Annotated in this window: 15 protein-coding genes and 1 pseudogene; 8 read left to right on the top strand and 8 right to left on the bottom strand. The window is 73.1% G+C overall.

The window, feature by feature from the left end:
- Positions 1-22: 22 nt before the first annotated feature.
- Complete coding sequence (locus AC0666_RS28865; protein WP_478708634.1) at positions 23-2,044, top strand: SGNH/GDSL hydrolase family protein; 2,022 nt, start codon at positions 23-25, stop codon at positions 2,042-2,044.
- Here AC0666_RS28865 and AC0666_RS28860 read toward each other — a convergent pair.
- Positions 2,008-4,428, bottom strand: a complete 2,421-nt coding sequence (locus AC0666_RS28860; RefSeq protein ID WP_468969441.1) for an excinuclease ABC subunit UvrA — start codon at positions 4,426-4,428, stop codon at positions 2,008-2,010. The genes AC0666_RS28865 and AC0666_RS28860 overlap by 37 nt on opposite strands.
- A gap of 131 nt (positions 4,429-4,559) precedes the next feature.
- Here AC0666_RS28860 and AC0666_RS28855 point away from each other — a divergent pair, with 131 nt between their 5' ends.
- The gene (locus AC0666_RS28855) at positions 4,560-5,201 is read left to right on the top strand and encodes an endonuclease (RefSeq protein ID WP_468969444.1); all 642 of its coding nucleotides are present in this window, start codon (positions 4,560-4,562) and stop codon (positions 5,199-5,201) included.
- 19 nt (positions 5,202-5,220) lie between these two features.
- On the opposite strand, the gene AC0666_RS28850 is transcribed toward AC0666_RS28855, so the two are convergent.
- Entirely contained in the window at positions 5,221-6,231 is a 1,011-nt protein-coding gene (locus AC0666_RS28850; RefSeq protein WP_478708633.1) for an LLM class flavin-dependent oxidoreductase, read from the bottom strand.
- Between the two features lie 64 nt (positions 6,232-6,295).
- On the opposite strand from AC0666_RS28850, the gene AC0666_RS28845 reads away from it, so the two are divergent.
- The gene (locus tag AC0666_RS28845) at positions 6,296-6,790 is read left to right on the top strand and encodes a phosphatase domain-containing protein (protein WP_468969447.1); all 495 of its coding nucleotides are present in this window, start codon (positions 6,296-6,298) and stop codon (positions 6,788-6,790) included.
- 30 nt (positions 6,791-6,820) lie between these two features.
- On the opposite strand, the gene AC0666_RS28840 is transcribed toward AC0666_RS28845, so the two are convergent.
- A complete protein-coding gene (locus AC0666_RS28840) occupies positions 6,821-7,036 on the bottom strand; it encodes a dodecin (RefSeq protein ID WP_468580619.1) in 216 nt (71 codons plus the stop codon).
- A 162-nt stretch (positions 7,037-7,198) separates the two neighbouring features.
- On the opposite strand from AC0666_RS28840, the gene AC0666_RS28835 reads away from it, so the two are divergent.
- The 3 genes and pseudogenes from AC0666_RS28835 to AC0666_RS28825 all read left to right on the top strand — a co-directional run.
- Positions 7,199-8,461 carry an extracellular solute-binding protein gene (locus AC0666_RS28835; protein ID WP_468969450.1) on the top strand — a complete coding sequence of 421 codons (1,263 nt, stop codon included), beginning with the start codon at positions 7,199-7,201 and terminating at the stop codon, positions 8,459-8,461.
- A 126-nt stretch (positions 8,462-8,587) separates the two neighbouring features.
- The gene (locus AC0666_RS28830; protein ID WP_478708632.1) at positions 8,588-9,454 is read left to right on the top strand and encodes a GNAT family N-acetyltransferase; all 867 of its coding nucleotides are present in this window, start codon (positions 8,588-8,590) and stop codon (positions 9,452-9,454) included.
- Positions 9,451-9,978: pseudogene (locus AC0666_RS28825) on the top strand (lysophospholipid acyltransferase family protein); the annotation flags it as partial. The gene AC0666_RS28830 and the pseudogene AC0666_RS28825, both read left to right, overlap by 4 nt.
- A 239-nt stretch (positions 9,979-10,217) precedes the next feature.
- On the opposite strand, the gene egtD reads toward AC0666_RS28825, so the two are convergent.
- The 4 genes from egtD to AC0666_RS28805 are packed head-to-tail and all read right to left on the bottom strand — an operon-like array spanning position 10,218 to position 14,714.
- Positions 10,218-11,240, bottom strand: coding sequence for an L-histidine N(alpha)-methyltransferase (gene egtD / locus AC0666_RS28820; protein ID WP_468969456.1), 1,023 nt, complete (start codon positions 11,238-11,240; stop codon positions 10,218-10,220).
- On the bottom strand, positions 11,237-11,995 hold the full coding sequence (gene egtC / locus AC0666_RS28815; protein ID WP_478708631.1) for an ergothioneine biosynthesis protein EgtC: 759 nt from the start codon (positions 11,993-11,995) through the stop codon (positions 11,237-11,239). The genes egtD and egtC overlap by 4 nt, the downstream gene beginning before the upstream one ends.
- Positions 11,995-13,317 carry an ergothioneine biosynthesis protein EgtB gene (gene egtB, locus AC0666_RS28810; protein WP_468969462.1) on the bottom strand — a complete coding sequence of 441 codons (1,323 nt, stop codon included), beginning with the start codon at positions 13,315-13,317 and terminating at the stop codon, positions 11,995-11,997. Before egtB ends, egtC begins: the two co-directional genes overlap by 1 nt.
- Positions 13,314-14,714, bottom strand: a complete 1,401-nt coding sequence (locus AC0666_RS28805; RefSeq protein WP_468969465.1) for a glutamate-cysteine ligase family protein — start codon at positions 14,712-14,714, stop codon at positions 13,314-13,316. Before AC0666_RS28805 ends, egtB begins: the two co-directional genes overlap by 4 nt.
- 131 nt (positions 14,715-14,845) lie before the next feature.
- Here AC0666_RS28805 and AC0666_RS28800 point away from each other — a divergent pair, with 131 nt between their 5' ends.
- Positions 14,846-15,676 carry a TIGR02452 family protein gene (locus AC0666_RS28800; RefSeq protein ID WP_478708630.1) on the top strand — a complete coding sequence of 277 codons (831 nt, stop codon included), beginning with the start codon at positions 14,846-14,848 and terminating at the stop codon, positions 15,674-15,676.
- Positions 15,677-15,697: 21 nt separating this feature from the next.
- On the opposite strand, the gene AC0666_RS28795 is transcribed toward AC0666_RS28800, so the two are convergent.
- Positions 15,698-16,162, bottom strand: a complete 465-nt coding sequence (locus AC0666_RS28795) for a type II toxin-antitoxin system PemK/MazF family toxin (RefSeq protein ID WP_478708629.1) — start codon at positions 16,160-16,162, stop codon at positions 15,698-15,700.
- A gap of 118 nt (positions 16,163-16,280) precedes the next feature.
- Here AC0666_RS28795 and AC0666_RS28790 point away from each other — a divergent pair, with 118 nt between their 5' ends.
- Entirely contained in the window at positions 16,281-18,053 is a 1,773-nt protein-coding gene (locus AC0666_RS28790; RefSeq protein ID WP_478708628.1) for a hypothetical protein, read from the top strand.
- The last annotated feature ends 208 nt before the right edge of the window (positions 18,054-18,261 follow it).

The raw sequence follows: 18,261 nt of genomic DNA, 5'->3' as shown, positions 1-18,261 counted from the left end.
CCGCGGCAGAAGGGTGCAGCACATGCACGGTGTCGAGGACCCGCACGGTGGCGAGCCGGCGGGATCGGCCGACCGGCGGGACCTGCGCGGCACGCTGCTGTGGTGGGGACCGCGGATGCTGTTCGTCGCGGGTGCCGTGTTCCTCGTCGTGGAGTCGAGCCGTGGAGTGCCGCTTCCGGAGCTGTACCTGGCAATGGGTTTCTTCGGCCTGTGCAGTGCCGTCTTCGTAGGACGACAGCTGGGGTTCGGGCACGAGCGGGGCCCCGGCGAGCGGGCTCCGCGCTGGCTGGTCCGGGCGGCCGCCCTGCTGAGCACGGCGGGAGCGGCCGTCCTCGTCGTCCACGTGGTGGGGGCGCAGGGGGACGCCCTGCCGCTCGTGGGGTCGGTTCTGCTGCTGCTCGGCCTGGGCTGGTTCGTCGAAGCGTGGCGGGGAGCCGGACCGGGCCGCCCGAGCAGGACCCTGCTGCCGTGGGGCACGGCCCTGATGGTGCTGACCGCGCTGACGGCGGCCCTCGCAGGCCTCCTGCTGCCCCGGGCGAAGGGCGGTCTCTACGTCGCCCTGCTCATCGCCCTCGGCGTGGCCCTCTTCGTGTTCCTCCCGCTGGGCCTCAACCTCCTGTCCGAGTGGGGCGTACGCCGACTGCGCAGCCGGCGGTCCGCCGCGGGGCCCGGAGCCGGAATCGGCGCCGTCGGGGTCCTCGGCCTCGTCGTGATCGTCGCGGTCGCCCTGGCCTGCGTATGGCTCGTGCGCCGGGACTGGGTGCTGGCCGCGGTCCTCGTCGCGGCGGCGCTGCTCCTGCTGCCGGCCATCGTCTCCCACACGCACGCCGACGTCGCCCTCGTACTCGCGGCGCTCTGCCTCCTCGCGGCGGCACCCCCGGAGCATCCGGCGCCGCCCGACGCCGCCGGAGGGCAGCGGGTCCTCGTGGCACTCGGCGACTCCTACATGTCGGGTGAGGGAGCGAGCAGCTACTTCCGGGGGACCGACGACGGCGGCCGCAACGAATGCCGGCGCTCACCCTCCGCCTACGCCGTGGGACTCGCCACCGGCCGGCGGTTCGACCGCATGGTGTTCCTCGCCTGCTCCGGCGCGCGGACCTACAACCTCAACCCGGCCTCGGCTCCCGGCCCCTCCCGTGCCCAACCGGGCGAGCCGGGCACCCAGATCGACCAACTGCGACGGCAGGCACCCGCGTTCCACCCGGCCCTCGTCATCGTCACGGTGGGCGGCAACGACGCCGGCTTCGCCATCCTCGGAGAGGCGTGCCTGGCACCCGGCGACTGCCGGACCCAGAAGCCCGCGTTCGTGAACAACCTGCCGAGAGTCCGCCGGGACCTCATCGCGACCTACCGGTCACTGCGCAAGGTCCTGCCCGCCGACGTGCCCGTCGTGGCCGTGCCCTACCCGCAGCCGATCGCCCCGGCCGGCAGCTGCACCGGAGTGGCCCTGGTGAAGGGCGAGCGGGACTTCATCCGCACCTTCGTCGAGCAGCTCGACACCACCATGCGCGAGGCCGCCGACCGGGCGGGCGTCACCTACATGGCCGAGATGAAGGACAGCCTCGCGACGCACCGGCTCCAGCTGTGCGAGCGGAGGAAACGAGCCGCCGGAATCAACTTCGTGGACATCGAGACGGTCAACGGGCTGGCAGCACAGCGCTTCAGCCCCGCCAAGTGGCTCCACAACAGCCTGCACCCGAACGAACGCGGCCACGCCGCCATGCAGGACACCTTCACCACCTGGCTGGACTCCCACCCCCAGCTCCTGCCGCCCGCTCCGACGGGCCGCGAACAGGCCACGGGCGCCGTCGCCGCGGCGGAGCCCGAGCCCCTGTGCAGCATGACCTACCAAGCGGCGAACGCGCACTGCAGGGTCCTGATCCGGGCCTGGGAGCTGGAGCAGGTCCGCAGCCGGTGGCCGTGGCTGCTGCTCGTGCTGTGCGCGCTGGCCGTCCTGTGGGCCGCGAGCATCGCCGCCTTCAGCCTGCTCCCCGCAACCGGACGGTCCTACCCGGCTCCCCCCGCCAGCGCGCGGGCGAGGTAGGGGGCGGTGCGGCTCGCCGCGGAACGGGCCACCCGCTCGGGGGGACCCGAGGCGACGACCCGGCCGCCCTCGGCGCCGCCGCCCGGGCCCAGGTCCACGACCCAGTCCGCGCCGGCCACCACCTCCATGTCGTGCTCGACGACCACCACCGAGTGCCCGGCGTCCACCAGCCCGTGCAGCTGCCGCAGCAGCACCCGCACATCGGCCGGATGCAGCCCCGTCGTCGGCTCGTCCAGCAGGTACAGGGTGTGGTCGTGGCGCAGTCTCTGCAGCTCCGTCGCGAGCTTGATCCGCTGCGCCTCGCCGCCCGACAGCTCCGTCGCGGGCTGCCCGAGCCGCAGGTAGCCCAGCCCGATGTCCTCCAGCGCCCTCAGACTGCGCACCGCCGCCGGGACCTCCGCGAAGAAGGGGAGGGCGGACTCCACCGTCAGCGACAGCACCTCCGCGATGTTCAGCCCCTCGTACCGGACCTCAAGCGTCTCCGGGTTGTACCGGGCGCCCCCGCAGTCCGGGCACGGCGCGTACGTACTCGGCAGGAACAGCAGCTCCACCGAGACGAAGCCCTCGCCCTGACAGGTCTCGCACCGGCCGCCCGCCACGTTGAAGGAGAACCGGCCGGCCTTCCAGCCGCGCGCCCGCGCCTGCGGGGCCGCCGTGAACAGCCTGCGCACCACGTCGAACAGCCCGGTGTAGGTGGCCAGGTTGGACCGCGGCGTCCGGCCGATCGGCTTCTGGTCCACCTCCACCAGCCGCCGCACCGGGAACCGTGCGTCCGCGAGCCGCTCCCCGACCTCCCGGGCGAGCACCCGGCCCACCAGCGTCGACTTGCCGGACCCGGACACCCCCGTCACCGCGGTGAACACGCCGAGCGGGAACTCCGCGTCCACGTCCCGCAGGTTGTGCAGGTCGGCGCCGCTGATCCGGACGGACCCCGTCGGCTGCCGGACCCGCCTCGGACCGGCCGCTTCGGGGACGGCGAACAGGTGCCTCGCCGTCGCCGACTCCCGTACGCCGCCCAGCGCGTCCGGCGGCCCGCTGTGGAGCACCTGCCCGCCGTGCTCCCCGGCCAGCGGTCCCACGTCCACCAGCCAGTCCGCGTGCCGTACGACGTCCAGGTCGTGCTCCACCACGAACACCGTGTTCCCGGCCGCCTTGAGCCGGTCCAGTACCGTCAGCAGGGCCTCCGTGTCGGCCGGATGCAGCCCCGCCGACGGCTCGTCCAGCACGTACACCACCCCGAACAGCCCGGACCGCAGCTGCGTCGCCAGCCGCAACCGCTGCAGCTCGCCCGCCGACAGGGTCGGTGCGCCGCGGTCCAGGCTCAGGTAGCCGAGCCCCAGCTCCACGACGGGCCCGATCCGCGCGCGCAGGTCCTCGGCCAGGACCCGGGCCGCCTCACCGGCCGGAGCCGTCTCGGCCAGAAGGGTGTCCAGCGCCGTCAGCGGCAGCGCCGCCAGCTCCGCGATGGTGCGCCCGGCGAAGGTCACGGCCAGCGCCTCCGGCCGCAGCCGCCGGCCCCCGCACGCCGGGCAGGGGGAATCAGTGAGGAACCGCTCGGCACGGGCCCGCAGGGCGGCGCTCTTGCTGTCCGAGAACGTCCGCATGACGTAGCGGTGGGCGCTCATGTACGTGCCCTGGTACGGACGTTGGATCCGGTCGGCGTCCCGCACCGGATGCACGGTGACCACCGGCTGCTCCTCGGTGAACAGGATCCACTCGCGGTCCTTCGGCGCGAGCTCCTGCCACGGCGCGTCCACGTCGTGGCCGAGCGCCTCCAGGATGTCCCGAAGGTTCTTGCCCTGCCAGGCACCCGGCCAGGCGGCGATGGCGCCTTGGCGGATCGACAGCCGGGGGTCGGGGACGAGGAGTTCCTCGCTGGTGCGGTGGATCCGGCCGAGCCCGTGGCAGGAGGGGCAGGCACCGGCGGCGGTGTTGGGGGAGAAGGCGTCGGAGTCGAGCCGCTCGGCCCCCGGGGGATAGGTTCCGGCCCGGGAGTACAGCATCCGCAGGGAGTTGGACAGCAGCGTCACCGTGCCGACCGAGGACCGCGAACCGGGGGAGGAGCGGCGCTGTTCCAGCGAGACCGCGGGTGGCAGACCCGTGACGGAGTCCACCTTCGGGGCGCCGATCTGGTGGATGAGGCGCCGGGCGTACGGGGCCACCGACTCGAAGTACCGGCGCTGGGCCTCCGCGTACAGCGTGCCGAAGGCCAGTGAGCTCTTGCCGGATCCGGAGACCCCGCTGAACACGGTCAGGGCGTCGCGCGGGATGTCCACGTCGACGCCCCGCAGGTTGTTCTCCCGGGCGCCGCGCACGCGGACGAAGGGGTCGAGGGCGGCGGTCGCGGCCGGGGCCGAGGCCGGTGGCTCGGTGGAGTAGTGCATTCGCCCCAGTTTACGTGCGCGGACGGCGGCAGCCGCGCCCGTCGGCACGGACCGGCGGTCCACCCTGCCGCCCCGCCGGCATGAACCGGCGGCCGCCGGGCAGCCGCACCGCGGGGAGGAAGGAGTCGGCCATGGGCGAGCCGCTGATCGAACGCCTCCTGGACCGGTACGGCGAGACGCACGCGCAGGAGGCCGGCATCCGGCTGCGCGACGCGCCCGCGCCGCTCTACCAGCTGCTGGTCCTGTGCCTGCTCTGCTCGACCCGGATCCGGGCCGACATCGCCGTCGCCGCCGCCCGCGAACTGTACGCGGCAGGCCTGCGCACCCCGCGCGAGATGGCCCGGGCCTCCTGGCAGGAGCGGGTGGACGCCCTCGGGCGGGCCCACTACCGACGGTACGACGAAAGCACCTCCACGGCCCTCGGGGAGGGCGCAGAACTGCTGGGGGAACGGTACGGCGGCGACCTGCGGCGGCTGCGCATGGAGGCGGACGGGGACCCGCGCCGGGTGCGTGAGCTGCTGCAGGAGTTCCCGCGGATCGGCCCGGTCGGCGCCGACATCTTCTGCCGCGAGGCACAGGGGCTGTGGCCCGAGCTGCGCCCGGCCTTCGACCGGCGCGCCAGGGACGCCGCGGGCCTGCTCGGCCTGCCCCGCACGGCCGGGGGACTCGCCGACCTCGTCGAGGGCGCCGAGCTGCCGAGGCTCGCAGCGGCCCTCGTACGCGCGAAGTCGGCCGGGAAGGACGAGCTCCAGCAGCTGCGCCAGGGCAGCTGACCCGAGCGGGGCCGTGCCCTCAGGGCGTACCGGGCAGGCCGCAGAGGCGGGCCAGGCGGGTGAGGGAGTCCAGGAGGGCGGTCCTGTCGTACGTGGAGGTGGTGACCAGCAGTTCGTCCGCGCCGGTCAGCTCCGCGACCCCGGCCAGTTCCGCCGCGACCTGCTCCTCGGTGCCGTGGATGTGCCCGCCGAGGGCGCCCTCGTACAGCTCCCGCTCCTTGGGGGTCATCTCCAGGGCCTCCACCTCCTGCGCCGGGCGCAGCGGCGGGAAGCTGCCCCGGGTGCGGGAGTACGCGAGCGCCCACGCCTCCGGCACCAGGATCCGCCGGGCCTCCTCCGCGGTGGCGGCGACCGCGACCGTCCCGGAGACGACGACGTACGGCTCCGCGCCCCGGGACGAGGGCCGGAACTCCTTGCGGTACCGCTCGACGATGTCCGCCACCCGGTCCCGGGTCCGCAGATCGCCCACCACCAGCGGCAGCCCGGTCCTGGCCGCGATGCCCGCCCCCTCCCCGGTGGCCAGCACGTACGCCGGGATCCGCAGCCCCTCCGCCGGGCGGGCGTGCACCTGGGGGTGCGCCTGCTGGGTGCCGTCCACCCAGCCGAGCAGCTCGGTCAGCTGCTCCTCGAAGCGGTCGGCGTCCTCGGTGTCCCGGCCCAGCGCCCGCCGGATCCCGCCGGTGAAGCCGACGGAGCGGCCCAGGCCCATGTCGATCCGGCCGGGGAAGAGGGATTCGAGGACCCCGAACTGCTCCGCCACCACCAGCGGCTGATGGTTGGGCAGCATCACCCCGCCCGTGCCGACCCGGATCCGGGACGTGGCACCGGCGACGGCGGCGGCCAGCACGGTCGGTGCCGAGCCCGCCACCCCGGGGACGCTGTGATGCTCCGACACCCAGAAGCGGTGGTACCCGAGCCGTTCCGCGGCGCGGGCCAGCTCCACCGTGTCGCGCAGCGCCTGCGGGGCGGGCAGGCCCTCGCGGGTCCGGGACCGGTCGAGGACGGAGACGGTGCGGATTTCGTGGATCACACCGTGCTCAACGCTCTGGGGCGTCGAGGATTCCCGGAGATCCGGAGTAACTACGCTGACCCGTATGAGTGACACCACCCCCCGTCGGCCGCTGGCCGTGTTCGACATCGACAACACCCTGGCCGACACCGACCACCGCCAGTACTTCCTGGAGCGCCGCCCCCGGGACTGGGACGGCTTCTTCGGTGCGGCGCCGGCCGACCCGCCGCTGGCGCGCGGAGTGGCGCTCGCGCTGGAGCGTGCGGCCCACTGCGAGGTGGTCTACCTGACCGGCCGCCCGGAGCGGTGCCGGGCCGACACGGTGGAGTGGCTGGCACGGCACGGGCTGCCCGAGGGACGGGTGTGGATGCGCGGCAACCAGGACCGGCGGCCGGCCCGGACGACCAAGCTGGAGGTGCTGCAGCGGATCGCCCGGGGCCGGGAGGTGCAGGTGTTCGTGGACGACGACGAGCTGGTCTGCCAGGCGGCGCGCGCCGCCGGCTTCCGGGTGGTCCTGGCGAACTGGGCGGCCGATGCGCCCGAGCTCAAGGCCGCTCAGGAGGGTGAGGGCCGTACCTGAGGGGCCGGAGGGAGAAGGGCCCGAAGGCCCTCACTCCGCGTCATCGAGGCGGAAGCCCACCTTGAGCCCCACCTGGTAGTGGGCGATCTCCCCGTTCTCGATGTGCCCGCGTACCTGCGTGACCTCGAACCAGTCCAGGTTGCGCAGGGTCTGGCCCGCCCGGGCGATCCCGTTGCGGACGGCCTGGTCGATGCCGTCCTGCGACGTGCCGACGATTTCGGTCACCCGATAGGTGTGATTGGACATGGGGCTCTCCCGAGAGTGGTGGATCTGCCGTGTTCCACGGTGCCCCAGTACCTCCCCCTCCGCGAACTTTAGGTGAACAGTCCCGGGGCAAATACCCTTGACCGGCCCATTGGTCTATGCCAATTTCAAGCCATCTGAGATCGCTCCCCAGAAGGTGACTCCGTGAAGATGCGCTACCTCGCCGTGTCCACCGCCCTCGTGGCCGCGACCGCCCTCACCGGCTGCGGCCGGTCGGCCGAACCGGCGGGAGGCACGCAGAAGGTGACGCTCTGGCTGATGAAGGGCAGCGCCTCGCAGGACTTCATCACGAAGTTCACCAGCTCCTTCGAGAAGGAGCACCCCGGCACCGACCTGGACGTGAGGATCCAGGAATGGACGGGCATCGGCGACAAGGTCGACGCCGTACTCGCCGGGAAGGCCAAGGAGAGCGCCGACGTCATCGAGGTCGGCAACACCCAGGTCGCCCGGTACATCGCGAACGGCGGACTGTCCGAGCTCACCCTGGAGTGCCTGCGCGACTGGGGCAGTACGGACTGGCTGAGGGGCCTCGCCGACCCCGGCAGCATCGACGGGGCCCAGTACGGCATCCCCTGGTACGCCGCCAACCGCGTGGTGATCTACAACAAGGACCTCTTCGCGAACGCCGGGATCAAGACCCCGCCGAAGAACCGCCAGGAGTGGATCCAGGCCACCCAGAAACTCGACAAGGGCGAACAGCAGGGCATCTACCTCGCCGGACAGAACTGGTACGTCCTGTCCGGATTCGTCTGGGACGAGGGCGGCGACCTCGCCGTCGAGACCAGCGGGCAGTGGGTCGGCACCCTCGACGACGAGAAGGCCCTGGCCGGCATGGAGTTCTACAAGCAGCTCCAGGCCCTCGGCGACGGACCCAAGGACGCCGACGAGGAGACGCCCCCGCAGTCCGACGTGTTCGCCGGCGGCCGGGTCGCCCAGATCATCGCCCCGCCCGGCCAGGCCGCGGCCATCGAGGCCGCCAACCCCGCCCTCAAGGGCAAGCTCGGGTTCTTCCCGATCCCCGGCAAGACCTCCGACCGGCCCGGCGCCGTCTTCACCGGCGGCTCCGACCTGATCATCCCGGCCCGCACGGCCCGGCGGGACCGGGCCGTCGAGGTGATCACGGCCCTGGTCAGCGAGAAGTGGCAGGCCGAACTCGCCCGCACCATGAGCTACGTACCGAACAAGACCACCCTCGCCCACCTCGTCGACGGCAACGAGGGCTCCGCCGCCATGGCCCCGGGCGCCGCACAGGGCCGGGCCACCCCGAAGTCCGCGCGCTGGGCCGAGGTCGAGGCCAAGAACCCGATCAAGCCGTACATGACGGCCGTCCTCACCGGTCAGGACCCCCGGCAAGCCGCCAGGGCCGCCTCGGAGACGATCAGCAGGGTCCTCGGCTCCGACCGCTGAGTTCAGCGTCCGCACATCCAAGGGCCGCTGAGCGGTCATGTCGAATCCAGCCGGTCACGGAAGAAGTAGAGGAGCCGGGCCATCGCACCGCAGGCCCGGCTCTTCGAGCCCGGACCCGGAGCAGCCATGACCATCGCCCCCCTGTCCCCGTCCGTCCTTCCGCCGATCGCCACCCCCACCGCAACCGCCGGCGCCACCACCCCCACCGCCGCCACCCCGCCCTCCGCCGCACCGACCGCCCTCGGCGCGCCCGCCGCCCCGACCGCACCCCGCTACGCCGTACGCCTCGCCCGCAACGAGGACGAGGTGCGCGCCGCCCAGCGACTGCGCCACCAGGTCTTCGCCGGAGAACTGGGCGCCCGCCTCGACGGCCCCGAGCCGGGCCTCGACGCCGACGCCTTCGACGCCTACTGCGACCACCTCCTCGTCATCGACGAGGAGACCGAGCAGGTCGTCGGCACCTACCGGCTGCTGCCCCCCGAGCGCGCCGCCGTCGCGGGACGCCTCTACTCCGAGGGCGAGTTCGACCTCTCCGCCCTGGACCCGATCCGCCCCGACCTGGTCGAGGTCGGCCGCTCCTGCGTCCACCCCGACCACCGCAACGGCGCCGTCATCGCCCTGATCTGGGCCGGCCTCGCCCGCTACATGGACCGCTCCGGGCACAACTGGCTCGCCGGCTGCTGCTCGATACCGCTGGCCGACGGCGGAGTCCTGGCCGCCGCCACCCGCGCCCACGTCCTGACCCGCAACCTCGCCCCCGAGGAGTACCGCGTCACCCCGCACCTCCCCTGGAACCCCGAGGGCATCCCTGTCCCCGACCGCACGGAACTGCCCCCGCTGCTGCGCGGCTACCTGCGGCTGGGCGCCTGGGTCTGCGGAGAGGCCGCCCTCGACGCCGAGTTCGGCTGTGCCGACCTGTACGTGCTGCTCTCCCTGCGGCGCACCAACCCCCGCTACCTCAAGCACTTCCTCTCGCTCGTCCCGGCCGCATGAGCGTCTGGCTGCCCACCTCGCCCTGTACGCCCGCGGCGTGCTCCGGCCACGCGGGGCGCACCACGAACGTCCCGCACGCGCTGCTCCGGCTCGGCGCCGCCATCGCCCTGGTCCTGCTCGGGATCCTGGGCGCCCCGCCCGTCCGGCTGCTGCCGGCCGGTCCGCGCCACACGGTGATACGGGCCTGGTCGGCCGCACTGGTACGGGCCTTCGGCATACGGATCACCGTCCAGGGCAGCCCGGGCCCGGACGGCGGACGCCTCGTCGTCGCCAACCACATCTCCTGGCTGGACATCCCGGTCCTCGCCGCGGTCCTGCCCTGCCGCATGCTCGCCAAGGACGACATCCGGGCCTGGCCCGTCCTCGGCCGCCTCGCCGCCCAGGCCGGCACGCTGTTCATCGGGCGCGACCGGATCCGCGCCCTGCCCGCCACCGTCGAGACGCTCACCCGCGCCCTGCTCGACGGCGACCGGGTCACCGTCTTCCCCGAGGGCAGCACCTGGTGCGGCCGGGCCCGCGGAACCTTCCGACGGGCCGCCTTCCAGAGCGCGCTGGACGCCCGCGTCCCCGTACAGCCGGTACGGCTCGCCTACCGGCTGGCGGACGGGAGCACCGCCGGGGCCGCCTCCTTCGTCGGGGACGACCCGCTGACCGCCTCCCTGTGGCGGATCGCCCGCGCCCGCGGCGTACGCGCCGAGGTGCGGCTGCTGCCGCGGATCCCGCCGGGCCGCCACCCGGACCGGCGGGAACTCGCGGCCGCGGCTCAGGCGGCCGTCTCCGCCTCCGCCTCCGACTCCCTCCCCGAATCCGCCGCCGGCTCCGCACCGTCGGCCACCGACAGCGACAGGGCGAAACGGCCCGCCGCATCCGTCCACCAGTGGGTCAACTCCAGCCCGGCGGCGGACAGCTCCCTGCGGACGCCCTCCTGACGGAACTTCGCGGACACCTCCGTCAGGATCTCCTCACCCGCCGCGAACGGCACCAGCAGATCCAGCGCCCGGACCTTCACCACCAGCTCGGACCGGGCCCGCAGACGCATCTCGATCCACTCCTGCTCACGGTTCCACACCGCGACGTGCGCGAAGTCCTCGGTGTGGAAATCCGCACCCAGCTCGCGGTCGATGACCGAGAGGACGTTCTTGTTGAACTCGGCCGTCACCCCCTGCGCATCGTCGTACGCCGCGACCAGCACGTCCTCGTCCTTGACCAGGTCCGTGCCCATCAGCAGGGCGTCACCGGGCGACAGCATCGCCCGGACCGACGCCAGGAACACGGCCCGCTCCGGCGGCAGGAGATTGCCGACCGTACCCCCGAGGAACACCACCAGCCGCGGCCCGGGGCTCTGCGGCAGGTGCAGCGGCTTGGTGAAATCCGCCAGCAGCGCATGCACCCGCAGCCCCGGATGCTCCTCCAGCAGCGCCTGCGCCGCGCCCGACAGGGCGCTCTCGCTCACGTCCACCGGAATGTAGGTGTCCAGTGCGGGCATCGCCTCGATCAGGTGCCGGGTCTTCTCGGAGGACCCGGAGCCCAGTTCCACCAAGGTGCGCGCGCCGCTCACCACGGCGATCTCCTGGGCCCGCGCCAACAGGATCTCCCGCTCCGCCCGCGTCGGGTAGTACTCGGGCAACCGGGTGATCTCCTCGAAGAGTTCACTGCCGCGGGCATCGTAGAACCACTTGGGCGGCAGCACCTTGGGGGAGTGCGTCAGCCCGTGCAGTACGTCGGCGCGCAGCGCCCTGTCCGCGGCGTGCTCGTCGAGCGTACGGGTCAACTGGAAGTCACTCACTGGAAGCTCTCCTTGAGCGGGGTCAGGTCGACCCGTGTGCGGTCGGCGGTCAGCAGGGTCCGGTCGGGCACCTCGCACCAGCGGGAATCGTCGTCGTAAGGCTCCGACGCCACGACCGTGCGCCGGGCGGCGGTGTCGACCAGGTACCAGAGCGAATCGCCCCAGGCCGTGGCCGCGATGTCCGTGCCGTCGGTCAGCAGCAGGTTCAGCCGGGAGCCGGGCGAGGCCTCGGCGAGCTCCCGCACCGGCTCGGCGAGCGCCGTGCCGAGATCGTCCCCCCGGCGCAGCCGGTGCAGCACCAGTGCCCAGATCAGCGCCGAGTCCGTGGTCGCCGTCAGGGACAGCAGCTCTTCGGGCGGCAGCGCCGCAGCCAGCGGAGCCACCGCCTGCGGCCAGTCCCGCACCGCTCCGTTGTGGCTGAACAGCCACGGCCCGGCCGCGAACGGCGCCGCCGCGGCCTCCCCGTCCGCCGTGAACAGCGTGGCGTCGCGTACGGCGGCCAGGGCGGCCGAACTGCGCACCACACGGACGAGATCGGCGAAGTTCAGGTCCCCCCAGACCGGCCCCGGCCGCCGGTAGCGGGCAGGGACCGGATCGCCCTCGGCGTACCAGCCGATACCGAAGCCGTCCGCGTTGACCGTTCCGTGCCGCTGCCGGCGCGGCTCCCAAGCCTGCCGGACGATCGAGTGCTCCGGCTCGATCAGCAGCCTCCCCAGCGGTACCTCCGGCCCCACGAAGGCCAGGTGACGGCACATCAGAGGTCCCTCGCGGTCCGGAAGCCGGAGAAGATCTGCCGGCGCACCGGCAGGTCCCAGTTGCGGAAGGTGCCCCGGCAGGCCACCGGATCCACCGCGAAGGAACCGCCGCGCAGCACCTTGTGCTCCGGACCGAAGAACACCTCCGAGTACTCGCGGTACGGGAAGGCCCGGAACCCGGGGTACGGCAGGAAATCGGAGGCCGTCCACTCCCACACGTCGCCGATCAGCTGCCGCACCCCCAGCGGCGAGGCGCCGGCCGGATAGCTGCCGGCCGCAGCCGGGCGCAGATGGCGCTGGCCCAGGTTGGCGTGGACCGGGGTCGGGTCCGCATCACCCCACGGGTAGCGGGTCGAGCGGCCGGTGGCGGGATCGAAGCGGGCGGCCTTCTCCCACTCCGCCTCCGTGGGCAGCCTGCGCCCGGCCCAGCGGGCGTAGGCGTCGGCCTCGTACCAGCTGACGTGCAGAACCGGTTCCTCATCGGGCACCGGCTCGGTCACCCCGAAGCGGCGGCGCAGCCACTGGCCGGCCTCCCGGCGCCAGAACAGCGGCGCCTCGATCCCGTGCCGGTGGATCTGCTCCCAGCCCTCGGGCGCCCACCAGCGCTCGTCGCGGTAGCCGCCGTCCGCGATGAACGCCTGGTACGCGGCGTTGGTCACCGGCACCGTGTCGATCCAGAACGCAGCGGTCTCCCGGCTGTGCGCGGGCCGCTCGTTGTCCAGCGACCACGGCTCGGCGGACGTGCCCATCGTGAACGGGCCGCCCGGCACCAGCACTTCGGGCACCGCAGGGGCCGGACCGGCCGGCGGATCCGGGTCGGGGGCGGTCAGCACCGGCGCACCGCGCCTCAGCTGATGGGTGATCAGCATCGTCTCGTCGTGCTGCTGCTCGTGCTGCGCGATCATCCCGAAGGCGAACGCCGAGTCGAGCAGCGCCGTGCCCTCCAGCGGAGTGCGCTCCAGCAGGTCGAAGACCCGCCCGCGCACCTCGGCGGTGTACCGGCGGGCCTCCGCGGGGCCCAGCAGCGGCAGCTTCGGCCGTTCGGAGCGGGGATGTTCGAACGCATCGTAGAGCGGGTCGATCTCGGGGCGCATGGACGCGCGGCCGGCGACCTTCCGCAGCAGCCAGAGCTCCTCCATGTTCCCGATGTGGGCGAGGTCCCACACCAGCGGGGACATCAGCGGGGAGTGCTGGGCGGTCAGATCCTCGTCGGTCACCGCGTCGGTGAGCGCCGCGGTCCGGGCGCGGGCCGCGGTCAGCGCCGCGACGGCCCGCTCCCGCGGGTCCTGCGGCGGCCGGTCGGGACGAAGGGCGGTGGTCACGGGCGTGCCCCCGTTCCGGTCAGCTGCCGATCAAGGTCATCGGCCGGGGAGCGGCCGCGCAGGACGAACCTCTCGTTGAACACCCCGACCACGTCCTGGACGTGCCGGCTCGCACCCAGCCGGGGCAGCGCCGCGGCGGCGGCCCGGAAACAGGCGCCGGCGGCCGAACGCAGCGCCGGATCGGCCAGGCCGTGACGGGCGGCCGACAGCCAGAGCGGATTCCGCGGCGCAGGGCGGGAACCGTACGTGTCGGACAGCGACTTGGCCACCCGGTAGGCCGTCTCGGCGGCCTCCGGATCGTCGAACAGCGCGTGCACCACGGCCACCGGGACGATCCAGCCGTCGTCGCCGGGCTGCGCGTCGATCATCCGCAGCTCCAGATGGCCCCGCGGGCGCACCGGCGGGAAGAGGGTGGTCAGGTGGTACTCCAGGTCCTCGACGGTGGGCGGCTGCAGGGCGCCGCCGCCCGCATGCCCTCGTACGAGACCCGGCGCGGACGAGAACGCCCCGTCGGCGCTGTCGCCGCTGTCGCCGCCGAGGCGCAGCCAGTCGCGGAAGGTCAGCCCCCGGGGAACGCGCCACGGTCCACCGTCGGGCGACCGTACGCACATCACGTCCGTGTCCAGCGCCTGCCGGACCCACCCGGACCGCGGCACCGCCTCCAGCGGAGGGGCCAGCGCGCGCATGCGGTCGAGGTCGCCCCAGATGCCCTGCCGGGCGCACCGCCATCCGGCGTACGGACCCCCGTGGGCCGGGGAGTTGGCGAATGCGGCGACGAGGACGGCTCCCAGCAGATGCGCGAGCCGCCAGCGCCGGCCGTACCCGAGCGGGCCCGGCTCCTCGTACCCGGCGTCCACACAGACCTGCACGGAGGCGGAGGAGCACATCATGGCGCGCCCGGCGGGGCCGATGCGGTCGAAGTAGGTCTCCATCGCGTCGTAACGCGGGCTGTTCAGCAGCCGGCGCAGCGGCCGGCGCGGGTCTTGGCCGAGCCCCCGCAGGACCAGCCCCTGCGCGCGCAGGGCGGCCCGTACGGCGGTGAGGTCGGCCTGCAGTCCGTCCACGCAGCCGGAGAGCGAGGCGGCGGGCGCCGAGCTGAGCTCCAACTGCCCGCCCGGCTCGATGCTGAGCCGGGAGCGCAGGGGCAGGGCGGCGGCCGCGTCGTGCGCGGCGGTCAACCGCTCGGCAGCCAGGGGTGCACCGGGCCGCTCGGCGTCCAGGACGAACCATTCGAGCTCGGCACCCAGGACGCGGGGCGGGCCGGTCTTGAAACAGATGCCGTGGATCAGGTCCTCTGCGGCCGCCTCGGTGATCCTGCGCGAGGCATCCGGGGCGGGTGGGGTTGGTGGTGCCTGCGGGGCCGGTGGGGCCTGGGGAGCGGATGAGTCCTGTGGCATGGCCGGGTCTCCTGCCGTTGGTGATGACTTGACCATGCCTACCCGTCCTCGCCGGGGCTCAACGACCGGGATCGAGCCCCTGTGCGGAAAATGTCTGGCAGCCACCGATCCGGGGTGCCGATGATGGTCACGTGAGCAGCAGATTGCGCGACATCGCGCGGGAGAACGCGACGATCATGGCGGCCGGCGGATACCGGACGCGGTCGGGACGGCGGATCTCCCTCGCCGCCGCCCTGGCGGAAGCCAAGGCCGGAACCAGGATATATGGGCCAAAGCAGGTCATTCCAGACGAAAGCACCCCTGTCGGCGCGGGGCAGACGACCATCGAGGTCACCGGCGAGAGCAGCACGGTCGCAGCGCGCAGGCTCACCGCCGACGGCCCGGAGCCACCGACGGTGGCGGTGCTGAACTTCGCCTCGGCCAGGAATCCCGGGGGCGGCTACGTCCGCGGGGCCAAGGCCCAGGAAGAGGCGCTGTGCCGCGCCTCGGCGCTGTACGAGACCCTGCTCCAGGCCCCCGAGTACTACGAGGTCCACCGCGCAGGACGCAGCACCTTCTACACCGACCGGGTGATTCACTCGCCCGGCGTGCCCGTCTTCCGCGACGACCGGGGCGAACTACTGGAGATTCCGTTCCGCGTCGGCTTCCTCACCTCCCCGGCCCCGAACGCGGGCACCATCCGCCGCCAGGAACCGGAGCGCGCCGCCGAGATCCCGGCGGCCCTCGCCCGCCGCGCGGAACGCGTCCTGGAGACGGCCGCCCTGCACGGCTACCCCCGACTGGTGCTCGGGGCCTGGGGCTGCGGGGTGTTCCGCAACGACCCCGCGGAGGTCGCGGAGGCCTTCCGGGCCTTGCTGTCCGGGCGCTTCGGCGGTGCCTTCGCGCACGTGGTGTTCGCGGTGCTCGACCGCAACCCGGCGACCCGGAAGACCTTCGAGGCGGTGTTCGCCCCCAGGGGGTGAGCGCCCGCCGTATCCGGCCGGCTACTGCCAGCCGTAGCGCTCCCGCAGCCGGGCCACCACCACCTGGAAGCGCACCCGGTCCAGCGCGCACGCCTCGCGGCGCATGCCCGCCTCGTGCACGCGCAGCACCCGGTCCACGTCCACCCAGGACTCCCGCCCGGCGCTGTCCCAGGGGCCGGTCCCGATCGGCACCCACTCGCGGTCGTTGTCGTGCCGCTTGCTGGACAGCTGCACGGCCAGCAGCGTGCGCCCGCCCGGCTCCCGCGCGACGACCAGCACCGGCCGGTCCTTGCCGCGGCCGTCGTTCTCCTCGAAGGGGACCCAGGTCCACACGATCTCGCCCGGATCGGGGTCACCGTCGGGATCGGGCGCGTACTCGGTGCGTACCGGCCCGATGGCATGCGGATCGGCCTGGGTGGTGGCGGTGACCCCGTGCCGGCCGGGCTGCTCGATGCGGTCGTTGCCGTGGTGCGAAAGTGCCGTCATCCGGGGGAGATTACCGGGGGCCGTGAGCCTTCGGGCGCGGCCCTGCCCGCATGTAATCTGATCATGACTTTTGTGAACAGGTTCAGGAATTGGGGGGCCGGTGTACCGTCACCGCGTCATGATCTCCGCCGCGGTCGTCGCGGCAGCCGTCGGATTCGTACCCGCCACGGCGCAGGCAGCAGGCCCGACCGCCGACCCCGGCCGGGCCGCGACCGCCACCTTCCCGGCCCACGAGGCGGGCTCCGCGACGTATGCGTCCGGGCGGGGTGCTGCCGGGCAGGGTGCTTCGGCGACGTACGCGTCCGCGAAGGACGCGTCCGCGCAGGATGCTTCCGCCCGGAAGGCGGCGGAGGAGGCCGCCGCGAAGGACGTGGCCGCGAAGGTCGCCGCGACCAAGGCCGAGCTGGGGGCGCCGAGTGCGACGGCCGAAGCCGGCGCGTCGGCCCGCGCGCAGCAGAGTGAGTACTTCGAGGTGGGGATGGGCACGACCACCTCCTACGCGCACAGCATCGGACTGGCGACCTCCGTCAGCACCGACCTGACCAACAGCTACGTCCGGTTCGACGTCGACTGGGGTGACGGCATCACCGGCGAGGACTTCGGCAAGGCCGGAGAGTTCGTGTACTTCAAGCACAAGTACGCGGAGGTCGGCGCCCACAAGATCACGATCACGGCGACCGACCTGCTCACCAAGGTGACCTCCACCATCACCAAGGACGTCGTCGTGGACGGCTCCGAGTTCACTCCGCACGCGCCGACCCGGCTGCTGGACACCCGCGACGGCACCGGCACAGGCACCGTCACTTCGGCCGGCCGCCCCGTCGCCCCGTACGGCACGGCCCGGGTGAAGGTCGTCGGCAACGCCGGCATCCCGGCCGGGGTGACCGCCGTGGTCCTGAACCTCACCGCCACCAACACCTCGGCGGGCGGGCACATCATCGCGTACGCCTCCGGCAAGGAGCAGCCGACCACGTCGAACGTCAACTTCGCGGCGGGACAGACCGTGCCGAACCTGGCGATCGTGCCGGTCGGTGAGGACGGATACGTCGAGTTGGCCAACCGCAGCATGGGCTCGGTGGACCTGATCGCCGATGTGACGGGCTACTTCACCCGCTCAGCCGCCGGCGGATACACCTCCGTCAAGCCGTCCCGGCTCGTCGACACCCGGGAGGGACTGGGTACGGCCAAGGGCCAGGCCGCCGCGCAGAGCACCTTCGGCGTCCAGATCGCCGGTCAGGGCGGACTGCCGGCCACGGGCGTCACCGCCGTGGCCCTCAACGTCACGGTGACCGATCCGAAGGGCTCCGGTCACCTGACCGTCTTCCCGAGCGGTCAGCAGGCGCCGTCCACGTCGAGCGTGAACTTCACCGCTGGGCAGACGGTCGCCAACGCGGTGATCGTGCCGGTCGGACCGGACGGCAGGATCAACGTCCGCAACGGCGCCTGGAGTCCGGCCGACGTGATCGTGGACGTCACCGGCTACTACAGCGCCGACGGCAAGGCCGCCTACCTGCCGGTGGAGCCGAGGCGCATGTTCGACTCGCGGACCTCCGCCTGGCCGCTCGCCGGCCAGGAGTACCACCACGAGACCCTGTGGACGTCCGGCATGGCGCTGGAGGCCCTCGTCCTGAACACGACGGTGACCAACCCGCAGGGCAGTGGGCACCTCTCGGTCGCTCCGGACCCGAACACGCTGGACGACTACATCGCCGGCAAGGCGGTCCGGCCGACCCCGCCCGACTCGTCCGTCCTGAACTGGACGAAGGACGCCACCGTCGCGAACCTGGTCCAAGCGAGCACAGGCACCACCAACGTCGTGGACTTCTGGAACCGGGGCTGGCAGCCGACCGACCTGATCGTCGACCTTTACGGGACGTACGACAGGAACTGACGCTTTGTAGGTGAGGCGGGGCGGTGGCTCGCCGGCGGGGTCGGGAGGCGGGGCGGAGGCTTCGGGGTGCGGGATTCCCGCACGCGGGGTCGGCGGGGGTCCGGGGGCGTCCCGTCAGTCGACTGTCTTTCCGTGTCGGTCCGGCCCGTCAAGGGCGCTCCTCCTCGTTCCTCGTCGTCGCGTCGCTTCGCGATGGCCTTCGGCCACC

The organism is Streptomyces sp. NPDC043680 (assembly GCF_056436685.1).
Note: the sequence above shows the minus strand (reverse complement) of the source record. Positions and strands in the feature narration are given on the sequence as shown.